Source organism: uncultured Bacteroides sp. (assembly GCF_902491285.1).
GTDB lineage: Bacteria > Bacteroidota > Bacteroidia > Bacteroidales > Bacteroidaceae > Bacteroides.
The window spans coordinates 1-19,495 of sequence record NZ_CABUHK010000095.1 but is presented as its reverse complement, the minus strand read 5'-3'; the positions used below and the strand labels follow the sequence as shown (position 1 = coordinate 19,495).

The window sequence follows — 19,495 nt, the reverse complement described above, 5'->3', positions numbered from 1 at the left end:
AACCAGTCGGTCAATCGATATTCTTTCATGCCGCAAAGATACGGATAATAAAAAACATCCCAATGATTTTTTTATTCATTGGGATGTTTAACTTCAATCATTAGGATGTTTTTTCAAAACTTTTTATTGATTGTGAACTCTAATGTCATCTGTTCTCCGTCGTAGATTTCGCGGAAACCGATACCTTGCTCGGAAAGATATTCTTTCAAATCCTGAAATGCGTCGGCATGGTTCATTATAATCTCTATCGTTTCACCGGGAGAAGCACCACACATGGCTTTTATTGCAGGAATCAGCGGACTGTAAGCTGTTGTTCCGCGAGTATTTACCGTAATCATGGTTATTCCTCTTCTTCCGTTTCCGGACTGGAAAGCCAGGTGAGATAAAGCTTGATAAGTTGCTGCAAACCGAATGCTTTCATATTATTGTGATAAATCACATCGATACAGAGGTCCAGCAAGTCTTTGCTGTCTTCTTCCTGGCTGGCGATAAGGGAGCGGATATTTAGTTTCAACTTATCCAGAACTGCCTCATCTACAATGCCGGTACTGTCGATGAGATGGCGGAACAGAGCATATTTTTCAATTGTTCTCAAGTTTTCGTTAGATACTTCTATGCTGCGCGTACCGCTGGGATTTGCTTGTATAGTATACATCTTTTTCTAGTTTTAAGGGTTATTACAGTAGCAAAGATAGAATTTAAAATGAGAAACAGATTAAAAAAAAGGATATTTTTTATTTCTGAGTAAAGAATCCCAATATGCCTGCCATAATAGTTGCCCGATTAACTTCCGATTGAATGCTTTCAAAAGGAAAACCCAATACAAAAGTGCGGTAGTTTCCTTTGTAGGCGATGCCCGCACTTTGGTTGCCCGGAACATAGGTAAATACCGGAAATGCAGTATCTGCCGGAACGATACAATCCGGTGCAGGAACGGCATAACTGTTCTCGTTGGGAACACGTGGGATGGTAATCGTACGTCCCAGTCCATTGATCCGGTTTGAGGTCTTATCAGTCAAACTACTTTGGTAACCGTACTTCAGTGTTTTCTCCGTAAACTCCCGGTTTCCTTGTGTTCCGCTCATATCGCTTCCCACATAGGCACCACTAACCAATATATTACCACCCGACTGGCAATAGCTGGTGATAATCCGTTGCATAGCCGAGGAGAATGTTTTATAGTAGGCTTTACTTGCAGGGTCTTCTTTTTCCAATCCCAGGATATAATCCACTATCGGATAATCTTCCAGTGTCACCAATCCGTTCTCTACTGCTTCATCGCTGCATGACACGAAACTATATTTTCCGACCGCCTGAATCGCTTTCCCGTGAATAAAAGGATAATCAAACGTATTTCCTGCAATTTTCATTCCTTCTAATTCGCTTCCGCTATGCCCCAGGCTACCTTCTCCCTCTTTACCTGCCTGCGAACGGTCGAATCCGGTCTGTGCTCCGCTGAATGAAATATTCGATAGGTACGGAACTCCGGGATCTTGTTCTAAATCGAATCCTGCTTTATCAAAAGTATTAATAACAGCCGGACCGCTGATTCTGTCAAATCCATTGATGATTAATACCTTTTCCCGTTCCCGTTTTGCTTTATAGGCGGAAAGAATCTCGGATGGGAAACTTTCTCCACCCCGGTTAACGGCAGTCACTTTAAATGAATAAACAAGTCCCGGCTCTATCTTGACTGTATAAGACGGTTTGCTGACTAAAGTTCCATTGTCAAATCCACCGTAACCGATGCGTGTATATACAATGTATTCCCGTGGACGGGCAGTAGGCTCTTGTGGATCATCCTCACCTTTCCAGGAAAGTTCCAGCGTATTCTTCTTTTTTCCGAAACGGATAGCGAAATTACTAACAGGCAAAGGTTGCACTACATATTCTTTGTCATGTTGGCTGGTAATAAACTGCAAGATACCTTTATAAATGGCACGTCCTACGGTAAATTTGAAATTCGGATCGTGTCCCAACTGCATATCGGCGAAGTTCTGATGAGAAAGTAACTCGATGATCGTAGAAGGAGTGGCAGGAAGCCGCGTCTCGCTATAATTCCGGTTCCACATACTTCGGCGTGTCCAGGGCAGGTTATAGCTCGAATGAATATCTTTCTGAATCTGAGAAAGCAGGATATCGGTTAGGTCACGTGATGCATACCGATCTGTTCCCGTGTTCAGTTTGCCATTATTAAAGTCAGTTGTATAAATGCCGAGCGAACCAATCAATTCATCTGTTTTACTGCATCCTGCGTCACTATGCAGTGCCATTGTCATTTCCAACGGCACACGCAATCCCGGTTGGTTCGGATTATAAACGGAACCGCCCGATAAATAATTAATAGCATTGGAACGTGTATTGATATCATCCACATAATCATTTTCACCTTTGCGTCCGGCATATACTTCGGATGGCATTCCTGCCCATTGTGCCGAGTAACGCGCTCCTTCGAGGTAACGGGGCAGTCCGCTGATCTTTCCGCCCCGGGAAATATTGCCCATTCCTCCGCCAAAACGTACCGCATCGGCACATACTACACCATGCTCATTGCTTTCGTTACTTAATACAACCATGCCATAGTCATTATTTCCCTTGTCAAATTCAAAAGTGCCTAGATAAACCCACGTGCCTCCACCTATTTTTTGATTTACTTTAAATTCTGTAACTCCGCCATTATGAAAAACGAGGTACTTGGCATCGCTGACGCTATTCGGCAGTGTCTGATAAGAAACGTAAACGGCGTATTTGCCTGTTGCCGGCAGGTTAGGTACCCATTCGGCAAATGCCTGATCCTTATTTTTCTTTTTCTTTCTCTCGGTGGAGATGAAACGGCAGGTTCCGTCGGTGAACGGATTTTCCCCATCCCTATAAATCGTCTTCTTTTGGGCGAATCCTTTTACGGGAGCCATTGCCCATTTTGCTTTTTTACTTCCTACTTCCAGATAAAGGGAAGCGTTGGGCATATTATTGTCTACTATGATTTCATTCTTTTGCGTATCCCGTTCTCGGGGAGTATAAACGATGGCACCGGCATTTTCCAGCATGGGAATCACATAAGGAAGAACGAAAGATTGGGTGAACAAATCTTCCGTAGTGCAGAATAGGCGGGGACGTTGCCATCCCCATTCGCTCTTGTCATTCTTGAAGTAATTGCCATGACTTTGCCAGATTGCAATGTGACGGTCTTGCAATCCGCGTGAAATATCATTAGGTCGTGAGATGTTTTTTACCCAGGGCGCTCCTTTATAATCAACGTTCAGAGACATTCGCTCCTTGTCTTTTTTCTTGTTCCGATACAAATTAGGAACCAGTTCTTCAATAGGCTTTCCGTCCGCATAAATCGTCAGTTGATAATAATGGACAGGGCCGGGGAGCAATTCTTTTATTTGATTATAAATCGTTTCTACCGTTTCTGGGCGGAAAGGTTGGTAAGCGAAACTTTCCGAAACATAGACAGTAATCGTTTTGCGGTCATAATTAATATCGATATTATTCAGTTTGGGTGTGCTGATTTTAGCTGTTGCGGTATATTTGCCGAAATAATCGGTTAACCGTTCTTTTATATTCCTTTCAATATCCTGTGCGGAAAGGAAGTTTATGCCGAGCGTAAGGCATAGAAAAAACACTATTATTTTTTTCATCATTCAATTCTTTTAGGTCATGTATCACAGATTGCCCGCAAAAATAAACAAAAAAAGAGTGAGAAGTATCCAAACTTCCCACTCTTCTTTCATTGTTTTTATATTCTCTTAATCAAGAATGTTTTTCCTTATAATGGAATATATTCCACAAATGCTTCCATTGCTTCGTAAGAAGCCAGTCCTAACTGGTCGTACAAAGTAGCTGTACCGCGGTTGCGGTCTTCACTACGCTGCCAGAACAAACGTTCGTCATTACCCAGGAACGGAGCGCTTTCCATCTGAGACTGATGTTTCAAGATAGAATTACGTTTTGCACGAAGTTCTTCCGGACTGATAGGCACTGCCATTTCGATGTTTTCAATTTCCCATTCAGCCCACGCGCCACGATACATCCAGATGCGGCAGTCTTTCAACCATTTTGCACCCTCTTCTTTTTCGAGGTCGACGGCAGCAAAAACAGCATCCGTACATACACGGTGTGTTCCATGCGGGTCGGCAAGGTCGCCAGCTACGAATATCTGATGAGGCTTTATTTCGCGGAGCAGGTTACGTACGATTTCCACGTCCGCTTCGCTGATAGGATTCTTCTGAATCTTACCAGTTTCATAGAACGGCAGGTCGAGGAAGTGTACACGATCCAGCGGGATATTGTTGTAAGTGGAAGCTGTACGGGCTTCACCACGACGAATCAGACCTTTGATAGTCAGAATGTCACGACTGTCCATATCACCATCCTTCTTATTTTTCAGGAAGTTACGTATTTCTGCATATTTCTCATTGATAACCTGGTCCTCGCTATTGTTGAAAAGCTGGTTGAATCCGTTGATGAAATGCATGAAACGAACTACTTCTTCATCACCTACGGCGATATTACCGGAAGTTTCGTATGCTACATGTACTTCATGCTTCTGTTCTACCAAGCGGCGAAGCGTTCCCCCCATGGAGATTACGTCATCATCCGGATGTGGAGAGAAGATAATCACACGCTTCGGGAACGGTTTGGCACGTTCGGGACGGTAAGTGTCGTCAGCATTCGGTTTGCCACCCGGCCATCCGGTGATGGTATGCTGCAAATCATTGAAAATCTTGATATTTACATTGTATGCAGAGCCATAAAGAGCCAACAGTTCACTCAAGCCGTTTTCGTTATAGTCTTTATTGGTCAGTTTCAGGATAGGCTTGCCTGTCAACTGGCATAACCAGACGATAGCACTACGGATCAACTTGTCGTTCCATTCGCAGGAAGTTACCAGCCACGGACGTTGGATACGTGTCAGGTTCATGGCTGCCGAAAGGTCGAGAGCGACATGCGCGTTGTTGTGAGTTTGCAGGTAAGATGCAGGAATCGTGTCGGTGATGGCACCTTCCACACATTCTTTAATCATGGCTGCCTTGTTTTCACCCCATGCAAGCAGATAAACTTTCTTAGCGCCGAGAATGGTAGCTACACCCATCGTAATAGAACTGATAGGAGTATTATCCATCGTTCCGAAAATCTTGGCTGCCTCATTGCGTGATGCATTATCCAGCAAAATCAGACGGGTGGTAGAATTCAGGCGTGAACCTGGTTCGTTGAATGCGATATTTCCTACACGACCGATACCCAGCAAAGCAATATCAATACCGCCGAAGCTTTCAATACGCTGTTCATACAGACGGCAGTATTCAAAGATAGTATCTTTGGCAATGCTTCCATCCGGGGTGAATATATTCTGCTTGTCGATGTCGATATGATCCAGCAACATATTCTTCAAAGCGTTGAAGTTGCTGTTGACAGCATCGGGAGACAATGGATAATATTCGTACATGTTAAATACGATCACGTTGCGGAAGCTGAGTCCTTCTTCCTTGTGCATGCGGATAAGTTCCGTATATACGTGTCTGGGCGAATCACCGCCTGGCAGTGCCAATACGCAGAAACGTCCTGCCTTTTGCTTTTCGCGGATGGTCTGTGCTATTTCGCGAGCAATGTAGTTAGCGCCTTCTTCTACAGATTCATAGATGTCTGTGGGGATTTTTTCGAGTCTTGTCAAGACTGATTTTTCAAATGCATTCTCCGGTCTGTAGTATCTGGGGGAGACCCGGTGGAGACTGATTTGAGAACTAAGATTTGTTTTCATAAAGTTGTTAATTAAGTTATGTAAGATTAGCGTCCTTACGACTGTATTTTCACGACAAAGATACAAAAGAAGTCTATATTATTAACTACCTACTTCAAGGTATTGTTGTCGTTTCAATCCGTTTTTAACATTTGTTTTATAGCATATCCTATAGATGAAATTCGTCGGCATCTTTCCATACCGGAAACTTCTCTCTGAATTGGTTGAGAGAGACCGGATTGAGCGTTGTCGTAGCTATTCCCTCTTGTCCGTCGGGCAGAGCAGCTATTTCTTCGCCAAAAGCCGAGTAAACTCTGCTGCCTCCGTTATATTCCAAATGGTATCCATCGGTTCCGGTTCTGTTCACACCGCATACATAGCATTGATTTTCGAGTGCACGTGCGCGCAGCAGGGTATCCCATGCCAGGCGGCGGGGGACAGGCCAGTTTGCTACATATATTAATAGGTCGTATCCGTTGTTTACATTCCGGCTCCATACCGGGAAACGAAGGTCATAGCAGACAAGCAGGCAGATATTCCATCCACGGTAGGGGATAATGAGCCGTTTGTCACCCGCTGAGAAGTGTTCTGCTTCCCGTCCCATACGGAACAGGTGTCGTTTGTCATAATAGAATCCTTCTCCTTCGGGAGTCAGAAAGAAGGCGCGATTGTAGAACCGCCCGTTATCTGCTGCTATATAACTGCCGCAGATAGCCAGTTGGAATTGCGAAGCCCATTGTTTGAGAGTTGTAGCCGTTTCGCCGGAGTTTGATTCTGCCAGCATTTCGCTTTGCATACTGAATCCGGTAGAGAACATCTCCGGTAAAACAACAATCTCCGTTGTTCCACGGAGGCTTTGCAGCTTTTCGTGGAGCAGACGGAGATTTTCTTGTTTATTTTCCCAAACGATATCGGTTTGTACTATGGAAATACGGATAGACTCCATAATTGAATACCTCTATACTAATATTTAAAGTTCGCCAAGAACAAAATTCTCAGGATGTTTACCTTTAAAATCCTTGAAATAAAGTTTGATTTCTCTCATATCCTTGTTGATATCTCCCGATGGCATGATGGCTTTTGTTGCCGAAATTGTCTTTTTGGTATAATCAATGCCAATCAGGACAATAGGGACCTGGGCCTTCAAGGCGATAAAATAAAAACCTTTCTTCCAGTTTGGATTCGCTTTACGGGTTCCTTCGGGAGTGATAGCCAGGTGGAACTTATTGCACTCGGCAAAATGGTGAACCATCTGGTCGACTAACGACGTCTTCCGGCTGCGGTCTACAGGAATCCCGCCCACTGCTTTGAAAAAAAGTCCGAGCGGAAAGAAAAACCATTCTTTTTTCATCATGAAACTTGTCTTGCGGCCTAAGGCGCCATAAAACAGTTTTCCAATAAATAAATCAAAGTTTGTTGTGTGTGGAGCGGCACATATCACGCATTTATCATAATTAGGTACCGTAACGTTTGTCTTCCACCCTAACAGGCGGTAATAGATAAAGCTATAAATTGCTTTCTTCATTCTGCTTTTAGTTCAATTTCCCGATAGCTTCAATAATCTCGTTTACCTTTGCATTAAAGTCTGCACGGAATTTCTTATAAAAACCTTTCACATTTCCCGGTTCTGTGTGGCTGATGCGGGTTACAAATTCATCCTGCATCTTCAGTACTTCAGCCATTAGCTCATCAGCTTTAGCTTTGTCAGTTCCAGGGATAAACATACTGTTGATTAAACACTCGGTGAACAATTCTCCTGCGATATAGTTTACGTTCTTTTTGAGTTCTCTTCTATTTGCCATAATCTTCATATTTAATGGTGAATAATAAAAATATTTGCGGTAAAGATAGGCACTTTCTTTGATTCAGGCGAATAAATAATCGAAAAAAACATTATTCGAGCTGTTATCTTCTTGCTGTACAACCGCTTTCAGCCTTCAGTCTCTTTTTTAAATGCTCCATTTCATCGAAAGATTTGGCTGAAAGCGAAATGTCTCCCTTTCAGGGGGATGCTTTCAGCCGAATCACCCTCTATCAAGTCGTTTCAAAGCTCAATCCAGAGCTGAGGGCGACTTTTGTGTTATATATTCTGAGGGTTAAAAACTGGTACTTGAATAGGACAAAACATATAGGAGACCTGTTGGTGGCAAGTACTGCATTTAGCCCAATGATATAGAAGAGTTACGAAAGACAAGTACAAGGTATTTATCGCTGTAGTACCCGGAATTCTTCTGCTTTGAATGGCAATGCAACTTTAGAAATAATATCCCAGATTCACGAAGCAACTTCCTTTATCCGTCTGATTGGAATATCCCAATGATATTTCCAATGGTCCGAAGATACTGTCCATTCCGTAACCGGCACTGATACCGAATAATTGTTTGCCCTTCAATACCTCAAAGAAATTACTGTTCGTCAGTCCGTAATTTCCTGTCAGGGTGAGGTAATGGATAGCTCCCATGCGCTGTCTGAATTTTAACGATGCAATCATGATTGTATTATCCATCAGTTCCAGGTTGGTAATTCCTGCAAAAGGCAATTGCTGCGGGATATAAAAACCGGGTACTTCACCGCCAATCGCATTTTGCAGAGGATATGGGAATCCTTTTCCAATCAGGATACGCCCGTAAATGGAAGGAATGATGGAAAAACGACGGGTGATGGGAATGACGCTCGCCCACGAAGCGCTCAATGCAGAGAACGGGGCATGGTCATTGTATTGTGCCATGTTATCCGTATAGAGTGAATAGGCTGCTTTGAAGTCACTACCCTTGGCGGGGAAATATCCCTTATCATAAGTATTATATTGTACCTGCGCAAAATAACTCAGGAAATGCTCTGATTCTACATTCAATCCGATGAATTCCGGTTTCTTGAACAGGAAATCCTTATACTTATAATATTCGAAACGAAGTCCTAGCCCGAAGCGGAAGTTCTTGTACCATACATCAGAGAAACCGAATTCGGCTAAATGATATTTATAAGTAGTGTTATAAGCACGGTCGCCTTCCTCATATATGTTGATATCATTGTATTGGAACATATATGAGAAGTTGAAATTGCGTTGTTGCATCGGTTCGAGAGTATAGTCTATACGGGCGGCATATCGTTTTCCCAGTCGTCCGGTAAGGGACAGGCGGGAAGGGATGTGGGTTTTGAGATCTGCCGTTGCGTTGAGTAGCAGAGACGCTATTTCTTCCGAATCGAAACGGATGCCCAAATTGATTCTTCTCTCATATTTCTCTTGCAATAGGAAGTTGAGGTGATAGCCTTCGGGAGTGTCTGTCAATGTATAACTGGCACTGGAATAAGACTGGCTGCCACGTAACTGGAACAAGGCTTGTTCTATCTGTTGAGTAGAGATGTTACTGTTTTCTTTCAGGTTACACTTCTTCATTAGCCATTTCTTGTCGTCGGCTTTCACACCGGTGAAAGAAATGTCCGTCACATAGATGGTACGTACATTAGAAAGGGAAGAGTAGGGACCATGTTGTTTGGGCTTATAATCGTCCGGTATTCCTATTTTCTTTTTCAGGGCAAGCAGAGAGTTCCATTGTTCCCTTGCCGCTTCTTCGCCTCTTTGCATCAATGTGTCGATGGCGGCAGGCGTGAAACTGGCGGAAGAATAGCCGTCCACATTCACACGGATATAGGTATCTGTGAGATCTACATTTTTTTCATGGTTCGTCTGGCAGGTAATGTCTACAATCTGTCCTAAAATATCAGGGACACTGTTTAGTTTGTCTGCTGTTTTCAGAGCGTTCTGTACATCAACCCCGATAATAATATCGGCTCCCATTGCTTTGACTACATCTGCCGGGTAATTGTTGACAATACCACCATCTACCAGCACCATACTGTCCTGTCGTACCGGGGTGAATGCGCCTGGAATGGCCATACTCGCACGCATAGCAGTAGAAAGTATTCCGTTGCGGAATACGATTTGATCTCCTTTTACAATATCAGCCGCTACACAGGCAAAGGGTATGGGAAGTTTATTGAAGTCGATAGAGTCATGATACCCCATCGTCAGGTCCGAGAATAAATTGGCGAGATTCTGTCCTTTCATGATTCCTCCCGTAGCTGCGTCTTTGGGAGTTTTGGTGAAAGGTATGGAGATGACAAACTTCTCAGAGCGTTCACGGTCGGTCAGTGACATGGAACTTCGTTTGACCCGGTCACTGAGCAGGAATGTCCAGTTTTGTTTCCGTACCATACTATCCAGTTGTTCCGGTGTGTATCCGATGGCGTAAAGACCACCTACGATAGCCCCCATGCTGGTTCCGGCTATGTAATCAATAGGGATTCCGGCTTCCTCAATTACTTTCAATGCTTTGATGTGTGCCATTCCTTTGGCACCACCACCGCTCAGAACTACTCCCACCTTTTTGCGTTGCTCCTGAGAATGCAAAGAAAAAGGCAATAAGATGCAAATTGACAAAACTAATGTTGAAAAGATTTGTTTTTTCATTAGGACACGGTCTAGTATTGTTGTTTTTATTATAATACAAATGTAGGGTATAATTTGTTTAGTTGTTGATATGGGAATTAAAAAAAATGTTCCAAAAGTCGGAATTGTGGATTATTTCTACACATTACCCGGCAAATTCCACATTCCTGCATCTGGAATGACAGCGTATAATGGACTGAATACCAATAAATAGGTAGTGTAAATAGTTTTGGCACGTAAATTGTGTAAAAGGAATATAGAACAAACATAAGTTAAATTTAATAATAAGATTCGATATGAGATTATTCTTTTCGAAACATGAGTTGAAACTGAGGAGAAAGAGAACCATTGCTGCTATTATTTGCGCGGTATTTGTGCTGGGCGTGTATTGGATATTGACTCGACCTCAGAAGGCTGAGCCGGAGATGCCGACAGTCATTGTTGAACCGGTGGTGAAAGACGATGTAGAAATATATGGGGAATATGTGGGACGTATCCGTGCCCAACAGTTCGTCGAAGTACGTGCCCGTGTGGAAGGTTATCTGGAGAATATGCTTTTCGCTGAAGGTACGTATGTAAACAAGAATCAAGTTTTGTTTGTGATTAATCAGGATCAGTATCGTGCCAAAGCGGATAAAGCCAGAGCCCAGTTGAAAAAAGACGAAGCACAGGCTTTGAAGGCGGAACGTGACTTGAAACGTATTCGTCCGCTGTTTGAACAGAATGCAGCGAGCCAGTTGGACTTGGACAATGCGGAAGCCGCTTACGAGAGTGCTGAAGCAACTGTAGCCATGAGTGAGGCGGACTTGGCGCAGGCGGAACTTGAGTTGGGTTATACTATTGTCCGTTCGCCATTGTCAGGACACATTAGTGAAAGAAATGTGGACTTGGGTACATTAGTCGGTCCCGGTGGAAAATCATTGCTCGCTACCATCGTGAAAAGTGATACAGTATTGGTAGACTTTAGCATGACGGCGCTCGATTACCTGAAAAGTAAGGAAAGGAATATTAATTTGGGACAGCAGGATTCTACCCGTTCCTGGCAACCGAATATTACCATAACATTGGCAGATAACACTGTTTATCCCTATAAAGGTTACGTAGACTTTGCCGAGCCGCAAGTCGACCCGCAGACCGGTACTTTCTCCGTGCGTGCGGAAATGCCTAACCCGAAACAAGTATTATTACCGGGACAGTTTACAAAAGTGAAATTGTTGTTGGATGTCCGCGAAGGTGCACTTGTGGTTCCGATGAAAGCGGTTACTATCGAGAAAGGCGGAGCCTATATTTATACTATGCGTAAAGATAATGCGGTAGAGAAACGTTTTATCGAATTAGGTCCGGAAGTAGGGAATAATGTAGTGGTGGAAAGAGGACTGGCAGAAGGAGAAATGGTTGTTGTAGAAGGCTTCCATAAGTTGACTCCGGGTATGAAAGTACGGGTAAGCCGGGCAGATGTAGAAGCCGGAGATAGTATAATAACGACAAAAAATGAAGTGGTTGGGGTAGAAGATAGTACTACCGGAACGAAAGATAACGCGAAAGGAGAATAAGCGATGAAAGTTACTTTTTTTATAGACAGGCCGGTTTTTTCGGCTGTAATCTCCATCGTGATCGTAATTGTCGGCATTATTGGTCTGACAATGCTTCCGGTGGACCAATATCCGCAGATTACCCCCCCGGTGGTGAAAATCAGTGCATCCTATCCGGGTGCGAGCGCGCTTACTGTGTCGCAGGCGGTGGCTACTCCGATTGAACAGGAAATTAACGGTACGCCGGGAATGCTTTATATGGAATCAAACAGTTCCAATTCCGGCGGTTTCTCGGCAACGGTGACATTTGATGTTTCTGCCGACCCGGATTTGGCGGCAGTTGAGATCCAGAACCGTGTGAAGCTGGCGGAGTCCCGTTTGCCGGCGGAAGTGATTCAGAATGGTATTTCTGTAGAAAAGCAGGCTCCCAGTCAGTTGATGACTCTGTGTCTGACTTCTACCGACCCTAAGTTTGACGAGATTTATCTGAGTAACTTTGCTACAATCAATGTGCTCGACGTAATTCGCCGTATTCCGGGAGTAGGACGTGTGTCGAATATCGGTAGCCGTTACTATGCCATGCAGATCTGGGCACAGCCCGATAAGTTGGCGAATTTCGGACTGACTGTACAGGATTTGCAGAATGCCCTGAAAGACCAGAACCGTGAATCGGCGGCAGGTGTATTAGGACAACAACCGGTGCAAGGGTTGGATATAACGATTCCTATTACGACGCAGGGACGTCTTTCCACAGTAGGACAGTTTGAAGATATTGTGGTACGTGCTAATGCAAACGGTTCCATCATCCGGTTGAAAGATGTGGCACGTGTGTCATTGGAGGCTTCTTCTTATAATACGGAGAGTGGTATCAACGGTGAGAATGCGGCCGTACTAGGCATTTATATGTTACCGGGCGCCAATGCGATGGAAGTTGCCGAGAGGGTGAAAGATGCAATGGATGAAATCAGTAAGAACTTCCCCGAAGGGTTGAGCTATGAGATTCCGTTCGATATGACAACCTATATTTCCGAATCTATACACGAGGTCTATAAAACGTTGTTTGAGGCTTTGGTATTGGTCGTGCTTGTAGTCTATCTTTCTTTACAGAGTTGGCGTGCAACGTTGATTCCGGTGGTAGCGGTGCCTATTTCATTGATTGGTACTTTCGGATTCATGTTGATTTTCGGTTTCTCACTCAATATATTGACATTGCTCGGATTGATTCTAGCCATCGGTATCGTTGTGGATGATGCGATTGTGGTGGTAGAAGGCGTGGAACATATAATGGAAACGGAAAAACTGAGTCCTTATGAAGCTACCAAGAAAGCGATGAATGGGCTGGCTAGTGCCTTGATTGCTACATCGTTGGTGTTGGCGGCTGTATTTGTTCCGGTCAGCTTTCTGAGTGGGATTACGGGGCAGTTGTACCGCCAGTTTACGGTGACGATTGTAGTGTCTGTGCTTATCTCTACGGTGGTGGCTTTGACATTGAGCCCTGTCATGTGTTCTCTGATTTTGAAGCCGGACAGTGGAAAGAAGAAAAATATTGTTTTCAGGAAAATCAATGAATGGCTGGGTATCGGTAGTAATAAGTATGTAGCTGCCGTAACCCGTACTATCAAACATCCCCGCCGCGTATTGAGTGCTTTCGGAATGGTATTGATTGCTATCATGCTGATTCACCGTATTATTCCGACCAGTTTCTTGCCTGTGGAAGACCAGGGATATTTCAAGATTGAACTTGAATTGCCGGAGGGCGCTACCCTGGAACGTACACGCATCGTGACAGAACGTGCCATTGCTTATTTGGAAAAGAATCCATATATCGAATATATACAGAATGTGACGGGAAGCAGCCCGCGTGTAGGAAGTAATCAGGGACGTGCCGAACTGACGGTTATTCTCAAGCCTTGGGAAGAGCGCAAGAACACCAGTATTGAAAAGATAATGGATACGGTGGAAAAGCATCTCAAGGAATATCCGGAATGTAAAGTTTATCTTTCCACTCCGCCGGTAATACCGGGATTGGGTAGTTCGGGTGGTTTTGAAATGCAGTTGGAAGCTCGTGGCGAAGCGACTTTTGATAATTTGGTAGATGCGGCGGATACATTGATGTATTATGCATCCAAACGCAAGGAATTGGCAGGTTTGTCCTCTTCCCTGCAATCGGAGATACCACAACTCTACTTTGATGTAGACCGTGATAAGGTAAAGATGCTGGGTGTGCCTTTGGCTGATGTGTTTTCTACCATGAAGGCTTATACCGGTTCGGTGTATGTGAATGACTTTAACATGTTCAACCGTATATATAAGGTATATATCCAGGCGGAAGCTCCTTACCGCGAACATAAGGATAATATCAATTTGTTCTTTGTGAAAGCATCCAATGGGGCGATGGTGCCGCTGACTTCTTTAGGAAACGCATCCTATACCACGGGGCCGGGCAGTATCAAGCGTTTTAATATGTTTACTACAGCCGTAATTCGTGGAGCAGCCGCGCAAGGCTACAGTTCCGGACAGGCTATGGAGATCATGGAGCAGATTGCCCGTGACCATCTTCCCGATAATATTGGTTTGGAATGGAGCGGACTCTCTTATCAGGAAAAACAGGCGGGCGGTCAGACCGGTATGGTGATGGCGTTGGTATTCCTGTTCGTCTTCCTATTCCTTGCCGCGCAATATGAAAGTTGGACGGTGCCTATTGCGGTATTGCTTTCTTTGCCTGTTGCCGCCTTGGGAGCTTACTTGGGAGTCTGGGTTTGCGGATTGGAGAATGATGTGTATTTCCAGATTGGTTTGGTTATGTTGGTAGGGCTTGCCGCCAAAAATGCCATCTTGATTGTGGAATTTGCCAAAGTGCAGGTGGATAAAGGAGAAGATTTGGTGCAGTCGGCCATTTATGCAGCCCGATTGCGTTTCCGCCCGATTCTGATGACATCCCTTGCGTTCGTTCTCGGTATGCTTCCGATGGTGTTGGCAAGCGGTCCCGGTTCGGCAAGTCGTCAGGCGATTGGTACAGGTGTATTCTTCGGAATGATATTTGCCATTGTATTCGGTATTATTCTCGTACCGTTCTTCTTTGTGATGGTATATAAAACAAAGTCGAAAATCTTAAAACATAAGAAATAATGAAACGAAAGAAACTATATATTGCTGTCTTATTGCTTGCAGGAGTCTTGACTTCCTGCAAGGTAGGAAAAAGTTATGTCCGTCCCGACCTTCATTTGCCCGATAGTCTGGCGCAACATCAGGATTCAGCCAGCTTCGGCGACCAGGATTGGAAAGATATATACACGGATTCTACTTTGCGGAGTCTGATAGAACGTGCATTGGAGCATAACAAGGATATGCTGATAGCCGCTGCCCGTGTACAGGAAATGGCTGCGCAGAAACGAATCTCTACCGCGGCACTGCTACCGGACATTAAAGGGAAAGTGACTGCAGAACGTGAGCTGGAGAATCATGGGGGAGATGCTTTCAAGAGATCGGATACGTTCGAAGCCCAGTTCCTGGTTTCGTGGGAACTCGACCTTTGGGGAAATCTGCGTTGGGCGCGTTCCGCGAGTATTGCCGAATATCTGCAATCCATAGAGGCGCAACGGGCACTTAGAATGACGATTGTGGCGGAAGTGGCACAGGCTTATTATGAACTGGTGGCTTTGGATACGGAACTGGATATTGTAAAACAGACTTTGAAAGCCCGTGAAGAAGGTGTCCGCCTGGCGCGTATCCGTTTTGCCGGGGGATTGACTTCGGAGACTTCTTACCGTCAGTCACAAGTGGAATTGGCACGTACGGCAACATTGGTACCGGACTTGGAACGTAAAATCTCTCTGAAAGAAAACGATATCGCTTTTCTTGCAGGTGAGTATCCTAACAAGATAGCCCGTTCCCGTTTGCTTCAGGAGTTCAATTCTCCGAAGATGCTGCCGGTAGGCTTACCGTCCACTTTGCTGGAACGTCGTCCCGACATTCGCCAAGCTGAACAGAAGTTGATTGCCGCCAATGCCAAAGTAGGAGTGGCTTATACGAATATGTTCCCGCGCCTGGCACTGACCGGTGGTTTCGGTACGGAAAGTACTTCTCTGTCCAGCCTCTTGAAATCTCCCTATGCCGTTATGGAAGGAGCTCTGTTGACTCCTATCTTTGGTTGGGGCAAGAATCGTGCGGCACTGAAAGCGAAGAAAGCGGCTTATGAAGCCGAAGTACACAATTATGAGAAGTCTGTATTACAAGCCTTTAAGGAAACACGCAACGCAATTGTAAATTTCAATAAGATAAAAGAGGTATATGAGCTTCGAGCCAACCTTGAACGTTCGGCGAAGAGTTACATGGATCTTGCGCAACTTCAATACATTAATGGCGTTATCAATTATTTGGATGTGCTGGATGCCCAGCGTGGATACTTCGATGCCCAGATTGGTTTGAGTAATGCGATTCGTGACGAGTTGATTACTGTCGTGCAACTTTATAAGGCTTTAGGTGGTGGTTGGAAAAATGATTAGAAGTATAGTATTTCAAATGTTTCGAATAATCGAAATCAGAAGTTGAGACTTACGGATAAGGGCAGACAACTTATTTCATGAGAGTGTTTTGATAGTATTGAAATGTTTCATATTCAAGATACTCTAGCCAATTTTTTGATCTGCTTTTTGGAGAATGAATAATGCAGTGTTATGAACTTTTTGTATGAAAAGTTCGTATCACTGCATTATATATTTATAGAGTGGAAATTTTATTTAAAAGTATAATTATAGGAAGAAACATCACCTTTGTTGTCTGTTATTGTACAGGATTTCACGTATTTATCAGCATCTAATTCATATTCATAGGTTTCTTCATTGCTTCTGTAGCCGAATTTATCTTTTTGTGATGCAATCAGGTGTTTTGTGGGTTTACCCAAGATTCCTGCATAATATGCAATATGAAGTTCTGCTTCCATATCAAGCCAGCCGTTATCAACCGGAAGAATTCCGCCTTTGTTTATATTTGAAGTATAGGTATATGTATATTGACTGTCATCGTAACTGAATGATAGTACGTCACCGTCATTTCGCTCTATTTCTATTATTTCCGGTTCTTCTCCATCGTTTCCTTCCGTAATTTTGATTAGATAACCATTTGCGTCATATTCAAAAGTATAATGCGTATTCCATACATCCTCATCTTCTTTAGTGACTAATATTGCAGAGGTTGCAAAGCCGTTTTCATTTAAGGAGTATGTGCAAATTTCACTGTCATTGCCGTCTTTCCATGAAATTCGAACTTGATTATTTTCATAATCGATGGTATATTTATCTTCAATAGTTTCTTTGTTACTAATCTCATACTCACTATAAGAGATGAGCTTTCCGTTACTGTAGCTATACGCATTTCTTTCTGTATAACCGTTGGCTGTAGATTCGCATTGAGTGATTCTTTTACCTTCGAATATTGTTGGCAATGTTACTTCTTGCTTATCATCATCATTACCACAAGCCGTAAATCCGGCACAAATTACGAGAGTTAATCCAATTGCAAATAAATTCTTCATTGATTTCATACTTTTAATAGTTTTATAGTTAATAAATAAAAGAAAATTAGTGCTGATGCTCATTGTACAATACAGATAAAACTGGCATTTAATATTATTTATCCTGCCATTCGTTTGATGTAAGATAAGATATAATTTCTTTACATAAAAATAAATCTTTGAGGAAGTAATTATCTATTTCATCACTTTTGACCCAGACTATTGCATATTTTTCTCCCTTTTTAGACGTGTGTATTCCTGCGTAAGAATTTTCCCCACAAGAAAGTGATTTATAAATATATTCACTGCCTATATATTCTTTATTGGGCGTTTTTATAGATGCGGAATTGTTGTTCTTATCGTAAAGAAAAGTCTTTTTGAGCGTTAATGTTAAATCTCCGTTTTTTTCCTGATAAGAATAAATATTCCAATATAGTTTCCCTTCTCCATCTAATGCATTTGAATAATAGTCAATAATAAAACCTTTTCCTTTGTATATACTGGTAATATCATCCGTTGCTTTATCTACCGGTTCACAGTAGGCATCAGCTTCAGTATAGAAACCTGTATACATTTGAGTTGTCTGTTCATCATATAAATGGTGTTTTTTTAACTCTTTTATAGCTTCTGCCGATGCATGAAAAAACTGGTATATATTATTGATATAAGTGCTGTCTTTGAGGTTGTTTGTCTTATTGTCGAAATAAGATTCAACTCCTTTCCAACCTTGAAAATGGTTTAAAAAACTATCACGTGCCATTGCTAAGATAGCATTGTTGATTTCAATAAATTGTTTTTTATTCAGTTCTTTATTACTAATGATATTGTCTCGCATACGTACAATGGCATCACTTATGTCCATTTTTGATTGTAGACTGTTTTGTAGGTTATTCAAGGCATTACTAATTTCTTCTGGTATCTTAGCTTCCTCTTTTGTCGCTTCGCTGTTGGCAAATAGCCCAATAAAAGCACCAGCAAGACCATAAAAAGGATTATGAGTAATGGAAACTGCTTTTTGTATTTTTTCATTTAGTACTTGTTGCAATTCCTGTTTTGCGGAAATAACCCATTCATCATCTATGTCAATGGTGGAAATTTTTTTAGATAGGCGTCTGCATCCTTGTATTACCGTTTCTAAATCATTAGCTGCTTCGATGGTGGTAGTTCCTTCAGGATACCAATAATCATGAAGATCGATAGACTGTACCCAATTGTATTGTTCTATCATGTTGATTGTATTGTCAAAATAGGCATGATATTCTTTCTGCATTTCTATTTTGGCTTCTTCAACAGGATTAGGAGTACAAGATAAAAACAACAGGCATATTATACCCATGTGTATAAATCGGAATTTATATATGTTATTCATAATATTATAGATGTGTGGATATGTATTCTTGTACGTCAAAATTGCTAAGTTTGTCATAGCTAACTCGGGAGAGGTGACGAGGATTGCCATTTTTAGTTAATGTTCCCACGTTTTTCCATTGAGGGGTGTAGGTGGCAAGTATATTCACAATTTCTTTTAAGCATCTTTTCAAATATGGACGCAAGTGGATAGTATCGCCAAATCCAAGTAAGATAACAGGTCTTTCTATATTGTAAACAGATAGGCGGATTTCTTCTAAATTTTGGCGATGCAGTTCTTCGTCTATCTCTTTATCCAAGTCTGCAGGATTAGTGCAGCGTTGTGGGTAGAGATTTAGCATGATAAAGCCGTCAAAACCATTTCGGTCTGCAAATCCCATTACTTTTGTGATTGTCAGATCGGCAGTTTGTTCGTTGGCCGTACTTGGGTTCACGCCAAATACGACTAATTTTTTGTTACCTTCTTTGGTAAGCGAAAAGCGAAACTCATTCTCATCTCCTTTCATAGTCACATTTTCGTATTTCATAGCAGTAATCTTTATTTTCTATTTAGAAACTCTGATTAACGTAATTCAAAATGGTAAGTTATTGTTCCTTGCTGGTTGTTCATGCTGTCAATAGTATTAAAACGAGCCTTTTTAGCAGCTTTTATTGACGCATTACGCAAAGTTGTACTTGTTGTATTTGTCAGAGGATTAATACTGGCAGCTATTACGAGTCCTGCAGGATTTACGGTAATGTTAACTACTACTCTTCCTTGTTCTTGTACCACACACAGCGGTTTAGGAAAGCTACTTAATGATCGCCCTGAAAGGGTATACAAGGCACCTTTTTCGGTTCTTCGTCAAATTTGGTGGTACTTCTTCTATTGTGAATAAAGAATCTTGGCT

General features: G+C 42.7%; 14 protein-coding genes and 1 pseudogene. 3 read left to right on the top strand and 12 right to left on the bottom strand.

The window, feature by feature from the left end; genetic code table 11:
• Positions 1–113 precede the first annotated feature (113 nt).
• The 8 genes from RDN93_RS19000 to RDN93_RS18965 all read right to left on the bottom strand — a co-directional run bounded on the left by RDN93_RS19000 (position 114) and on the right by RDN93_RS18965 (position 10,214).
• Positions 114–338, bottom strand: a complete 225-nt coding sequence (locus RDN93_RS19000) for a sulfurtransferase TusA family protein (RefSeq protein WP_308746948.1) — start codon at positions 336–338, stop codon at positions 114–116.
• Positions 339–340: 2 nt separating this feature from the next.
• Positions 341–655, bottom strand: coding sequence for a hypothetical protein (locus RDN93_RS18995; RefSeq protein WP_308746947.1), 315 nt, complete (start codon positions 653–655; stop codon positions 341–343).
• A 79-nt stretch (positions 656–734) separates the two neighbouring features.
• Positions 735–3,644 (bottom strand): xanthan lyase, encoded by a 2,910-nt coding sequence (locus RDN93_RS18990; protein WP_308746946.1) that lies wholly within the window; start codon positions 3,642–3,644, stop codon positions 735–737.
• 128 nt (positions 3,645–3,772) lie between these two features.
• Positions 3,773–5,764 carry a glucosamine-6-phosphate deaminase gene (locus tag RDN93_RS18985; protein ID WP_308746945.1) on the bottom strand — a complete coding sequence of 664 codons (1,992 nt, stop codon included), beginning with the start codon at positions 5,762–5,764 and terminating at the stop codon, positions 3,773–3,775.
• Positions 5,765–5,912: 148 nt separating this feature from the next.
• On the bottom strand, positions 5,913–6,689 hold the full coding sequence (locus tag RDN93_RS18980; RefSeq protein WP_308746944.1) for an amidohydrolase: 777 nt from the start codon (positions 6,687–6,689) through the stop codon (positions 5,913–5,915).
• Positions 6,690–6,713: 24 nt separating this feature from the next.
• On the bottom strand, positions 6,714–7,268 hold the full coding sequence (locus tag RDN93_RS18975; RefSeq protein WP_308746943.1) for a 1-acyl-sn-glycerol-3-phosphate acyltransferase: 555 nt from the start codon (positions 7,266–7,268) through the stop codon (positions 6,714–6,716).
• 7 nt (positions 7,269–7,275) lie between these two features.
• Complete coding sequence (locus RDN93_RS18970) at positions 7,276–7,545, bottom strand: hypothetical protein (protein WP_308746942.1); 270 nt, start codon at positions 7,543–7,545, stop codon at positions 7,276–7,278.
• A 452-nt stretch (positions 7,546–7,997) separates the two neighbouring features.
• Positions 7,998–10,214, bottom strand: a complete 2,217-nt coding sequence (locus tag RDN93_RS18965) for a patatin-like phospholipase family protein (RefSeq protein WP_308746941.1) — start codon at positions 10,212–10,214, stop codon at positions 7,998–8,000.
• A gap of 275 nt (positions 10,215–10,489) precedes the next feature.
• Here RDN93_RS18965 and RDN93_RS18960 point away from each other — a divergent pair, with 275 nt between their 5' ends.
• From RDN93_RS18960 to RDN93_RS18950, 3 genes are read left to right on the top strand one after another with little or no spacing between them, the layout of a single operon-like run.
• Positions 10,490–11,746 carry an efflux RND transporter periplasmic adaptor subunit gene (locus RDN93_RS18960; RefSeq protein ID WP_308746940.1) on the top strand — a complete coding sequence of 419 codons (1,257 nt, stop codon included), beginning with the start codon at positions 10,490–10,492 and terminating at the stop codon, positions 11,744–11,746.
• Positions 11,747–11,749: 3 nt separating this feature from the next.
• Positions 11,750–14,854 carry a multidrug efflux RND transporter permease subunit gene (locus RDN93_RS18955; protein ID WP_308746939.1) on the top strand — a complete coding sequence of 1,035 codons (3,105 nt, stop codon included), beginning with the start codon at positions 11,750–11,752 and terminating at the stop codon, positions 14,852–14,854.
• Positions 14,854–16,230: an efflux transporter outer membrane subunit gene (locus RDN93_RS18950; RefSeq protein ID WP_308746938.1), complete on the top strand. Its 1,377-nt coding sequence runs from the start codon at positions 14,854–14,856 to the stop codon at positions 16,228–16,230. The genes RDN93_RS18955 and RDN93_RS18950 overlap by 1 nt, the downstream gene beginning before the upstream one ends.
• 230 nt (positions 16,231–16,460) lie before the next feature.
• Here RDN93_RS18950 and RDN93_RS18945 read toward each other — a convergent pair whose 3' ends face one another.
• From RDN93_RS18945 to RDN93_RS18930, 4 genes and pseudogenes are all read right to left on the bottom strand, one after another.
• Positions 16,461–17,267 carry a DUF4595 domain-containing protein gene (locus tag RDN93_RS18945; protein ID WP_308746937.1) on the bottom strand — a complete coding sequence of 269 codons (807 nt, stop codon included), beginning with the start codon at positions 17,265–17,267 and terminating at the stop codon, positions 16,461–16,463.
• Between the two features lie 85 nt (positions 17,268–17,352).
• On the bottom strand, positions 17,353–18,606 hold the full coding sequence (locus RDN93_RS18940; RefSeq protein ID WP_308746936.1) for a hypothetical protein: 1,254 nt from the start codon (positions 18,604–18,606) through the stop codon (positions 17,353–17,355).
• A gap of 4 nt (positions 18,607–18,610) precedes the next feature.
• The gene (locus RDN93_RS18935; protein ID WP_308746935.1) at positions 18,611–19,132 is read right to left on the bottom strand and encodes a DUF1643 domain-containing protein; all 522 of its coding nucleotides are present in this window, start codon (positions 19,130–19,132) and stop codon (positions 18,611–18,613) included.
• Between the two features lie 35 nt (positions 19,133–19,167).
• Positions 19,168–19,425, bottom strand: a pseudogene (locus RDN93_RS18930) (energy transducer TonB); the annotation flags it as partial.
• Positions 19,426–19,495 lie beyond the last annotated feature (70 nt).

Excerpts from the sequence above, each read along its gene's own strand:
- RDN93_RS18940 (WP_308746936.1), bottom strand. The coding sequence starts at position 18,606 with ATGAATAACATATATAAATTCCGATTTATACACATGGGTATAATATGC.
- RDN93_RS18995 (WP_308746947.1), bottom strand. The coding sequence starts at position 655 with ATGTATACTATACAAGCAAATCCCAGCGGTACGCGCAGCATAGAAGTA.
- RDN93_RS18970 (WP_308746942.1), bottom strand. The coding sequence starts at position 7,545 with ATGGCAAATAGAAGAGAACTCAAAAAGAACGTAAACTATATCGCAGGA.
- RDN93_RS18975 (WP_308746943.1), bottom strand. The coding sequence starts at position 7,268 with ATGAAGAAAGCAATTTATAGCTTTATCTATTACCGCCTGTTAGGGTGG.
- RDN93_RS18955 (WP_308746939.1), top strand. The coding sequence starts at position 11,750 with ATGAAAGTTACTTTTTTTATAGACAGGCCGGTTTTTTCGGCTGTAATC.
- RDN93_RS18935 (WP_308746935.1), bottom strand. The coding sequence starts at position 19,132 with ATGAAATACGAAAATGTGACTATGAAAGGAGATGAGAATGAGTTTCGC.
- RDN93_RS18945 (WP_308746937.1), bottom strand. The coding sequence starts at position 17,267 with ATGAAATCAATGAAGAATTTATTTGCAATTGGATTAACTCTCGTAATT.
- RDN93_RS18985 (WP_308746945.1), bottom strand. The coding sequence starts at position 5,764 with ATGAAAACAAATCTTAGTTCTCAAATCAGTCTCCACCGGGTCTCCCCC.
- RDN93_RS18965 (WP_308746941.1), bottom strand. The coding sequence starts at position 10,214 with ATGAAAAAACAAATCTTTTCAACATTAGTTTTGTCAATTTGCATCTTA.
- RDN93_RS18950 (WP_308746938.1), top strand. The coding sequence starts at position 14,854 with ATGAAACGAAAGAAACTATATATTGCTGTCTTATTGCTTGCAGGAGTC.
- RDN93_RS18990 (WP_308746946.1), bottom strand. The coding sequence starts at position 3,644 with ATGAAAAAAATAATAGTGTTTTTTCTATGCCTTACGCTCGGCATAAAC.
- RDN93_RS19000 (WP_308746948.1), bottom strand. The coding sequence starts at position 338 with ATGATTACGGTAAATACTCGCGGAACAACAGCTTACAGTCCGCTGATT.
- RDN93_RS18980 (WP_308746944.1), bottom strand. The coding sequence starts at position 6,689 with ATGGAGTCTATCCGTATTTCCATAGTACAAACCGATATCGTTTGGGAA.
- RDN93_RS18960 (WP_308746940.1), top strand. The coding sequence starts at position 10,490 with ATGAGATTATTCTTTTCGAAACATGAGTTGAAACTGAGGAGAAAGAGA.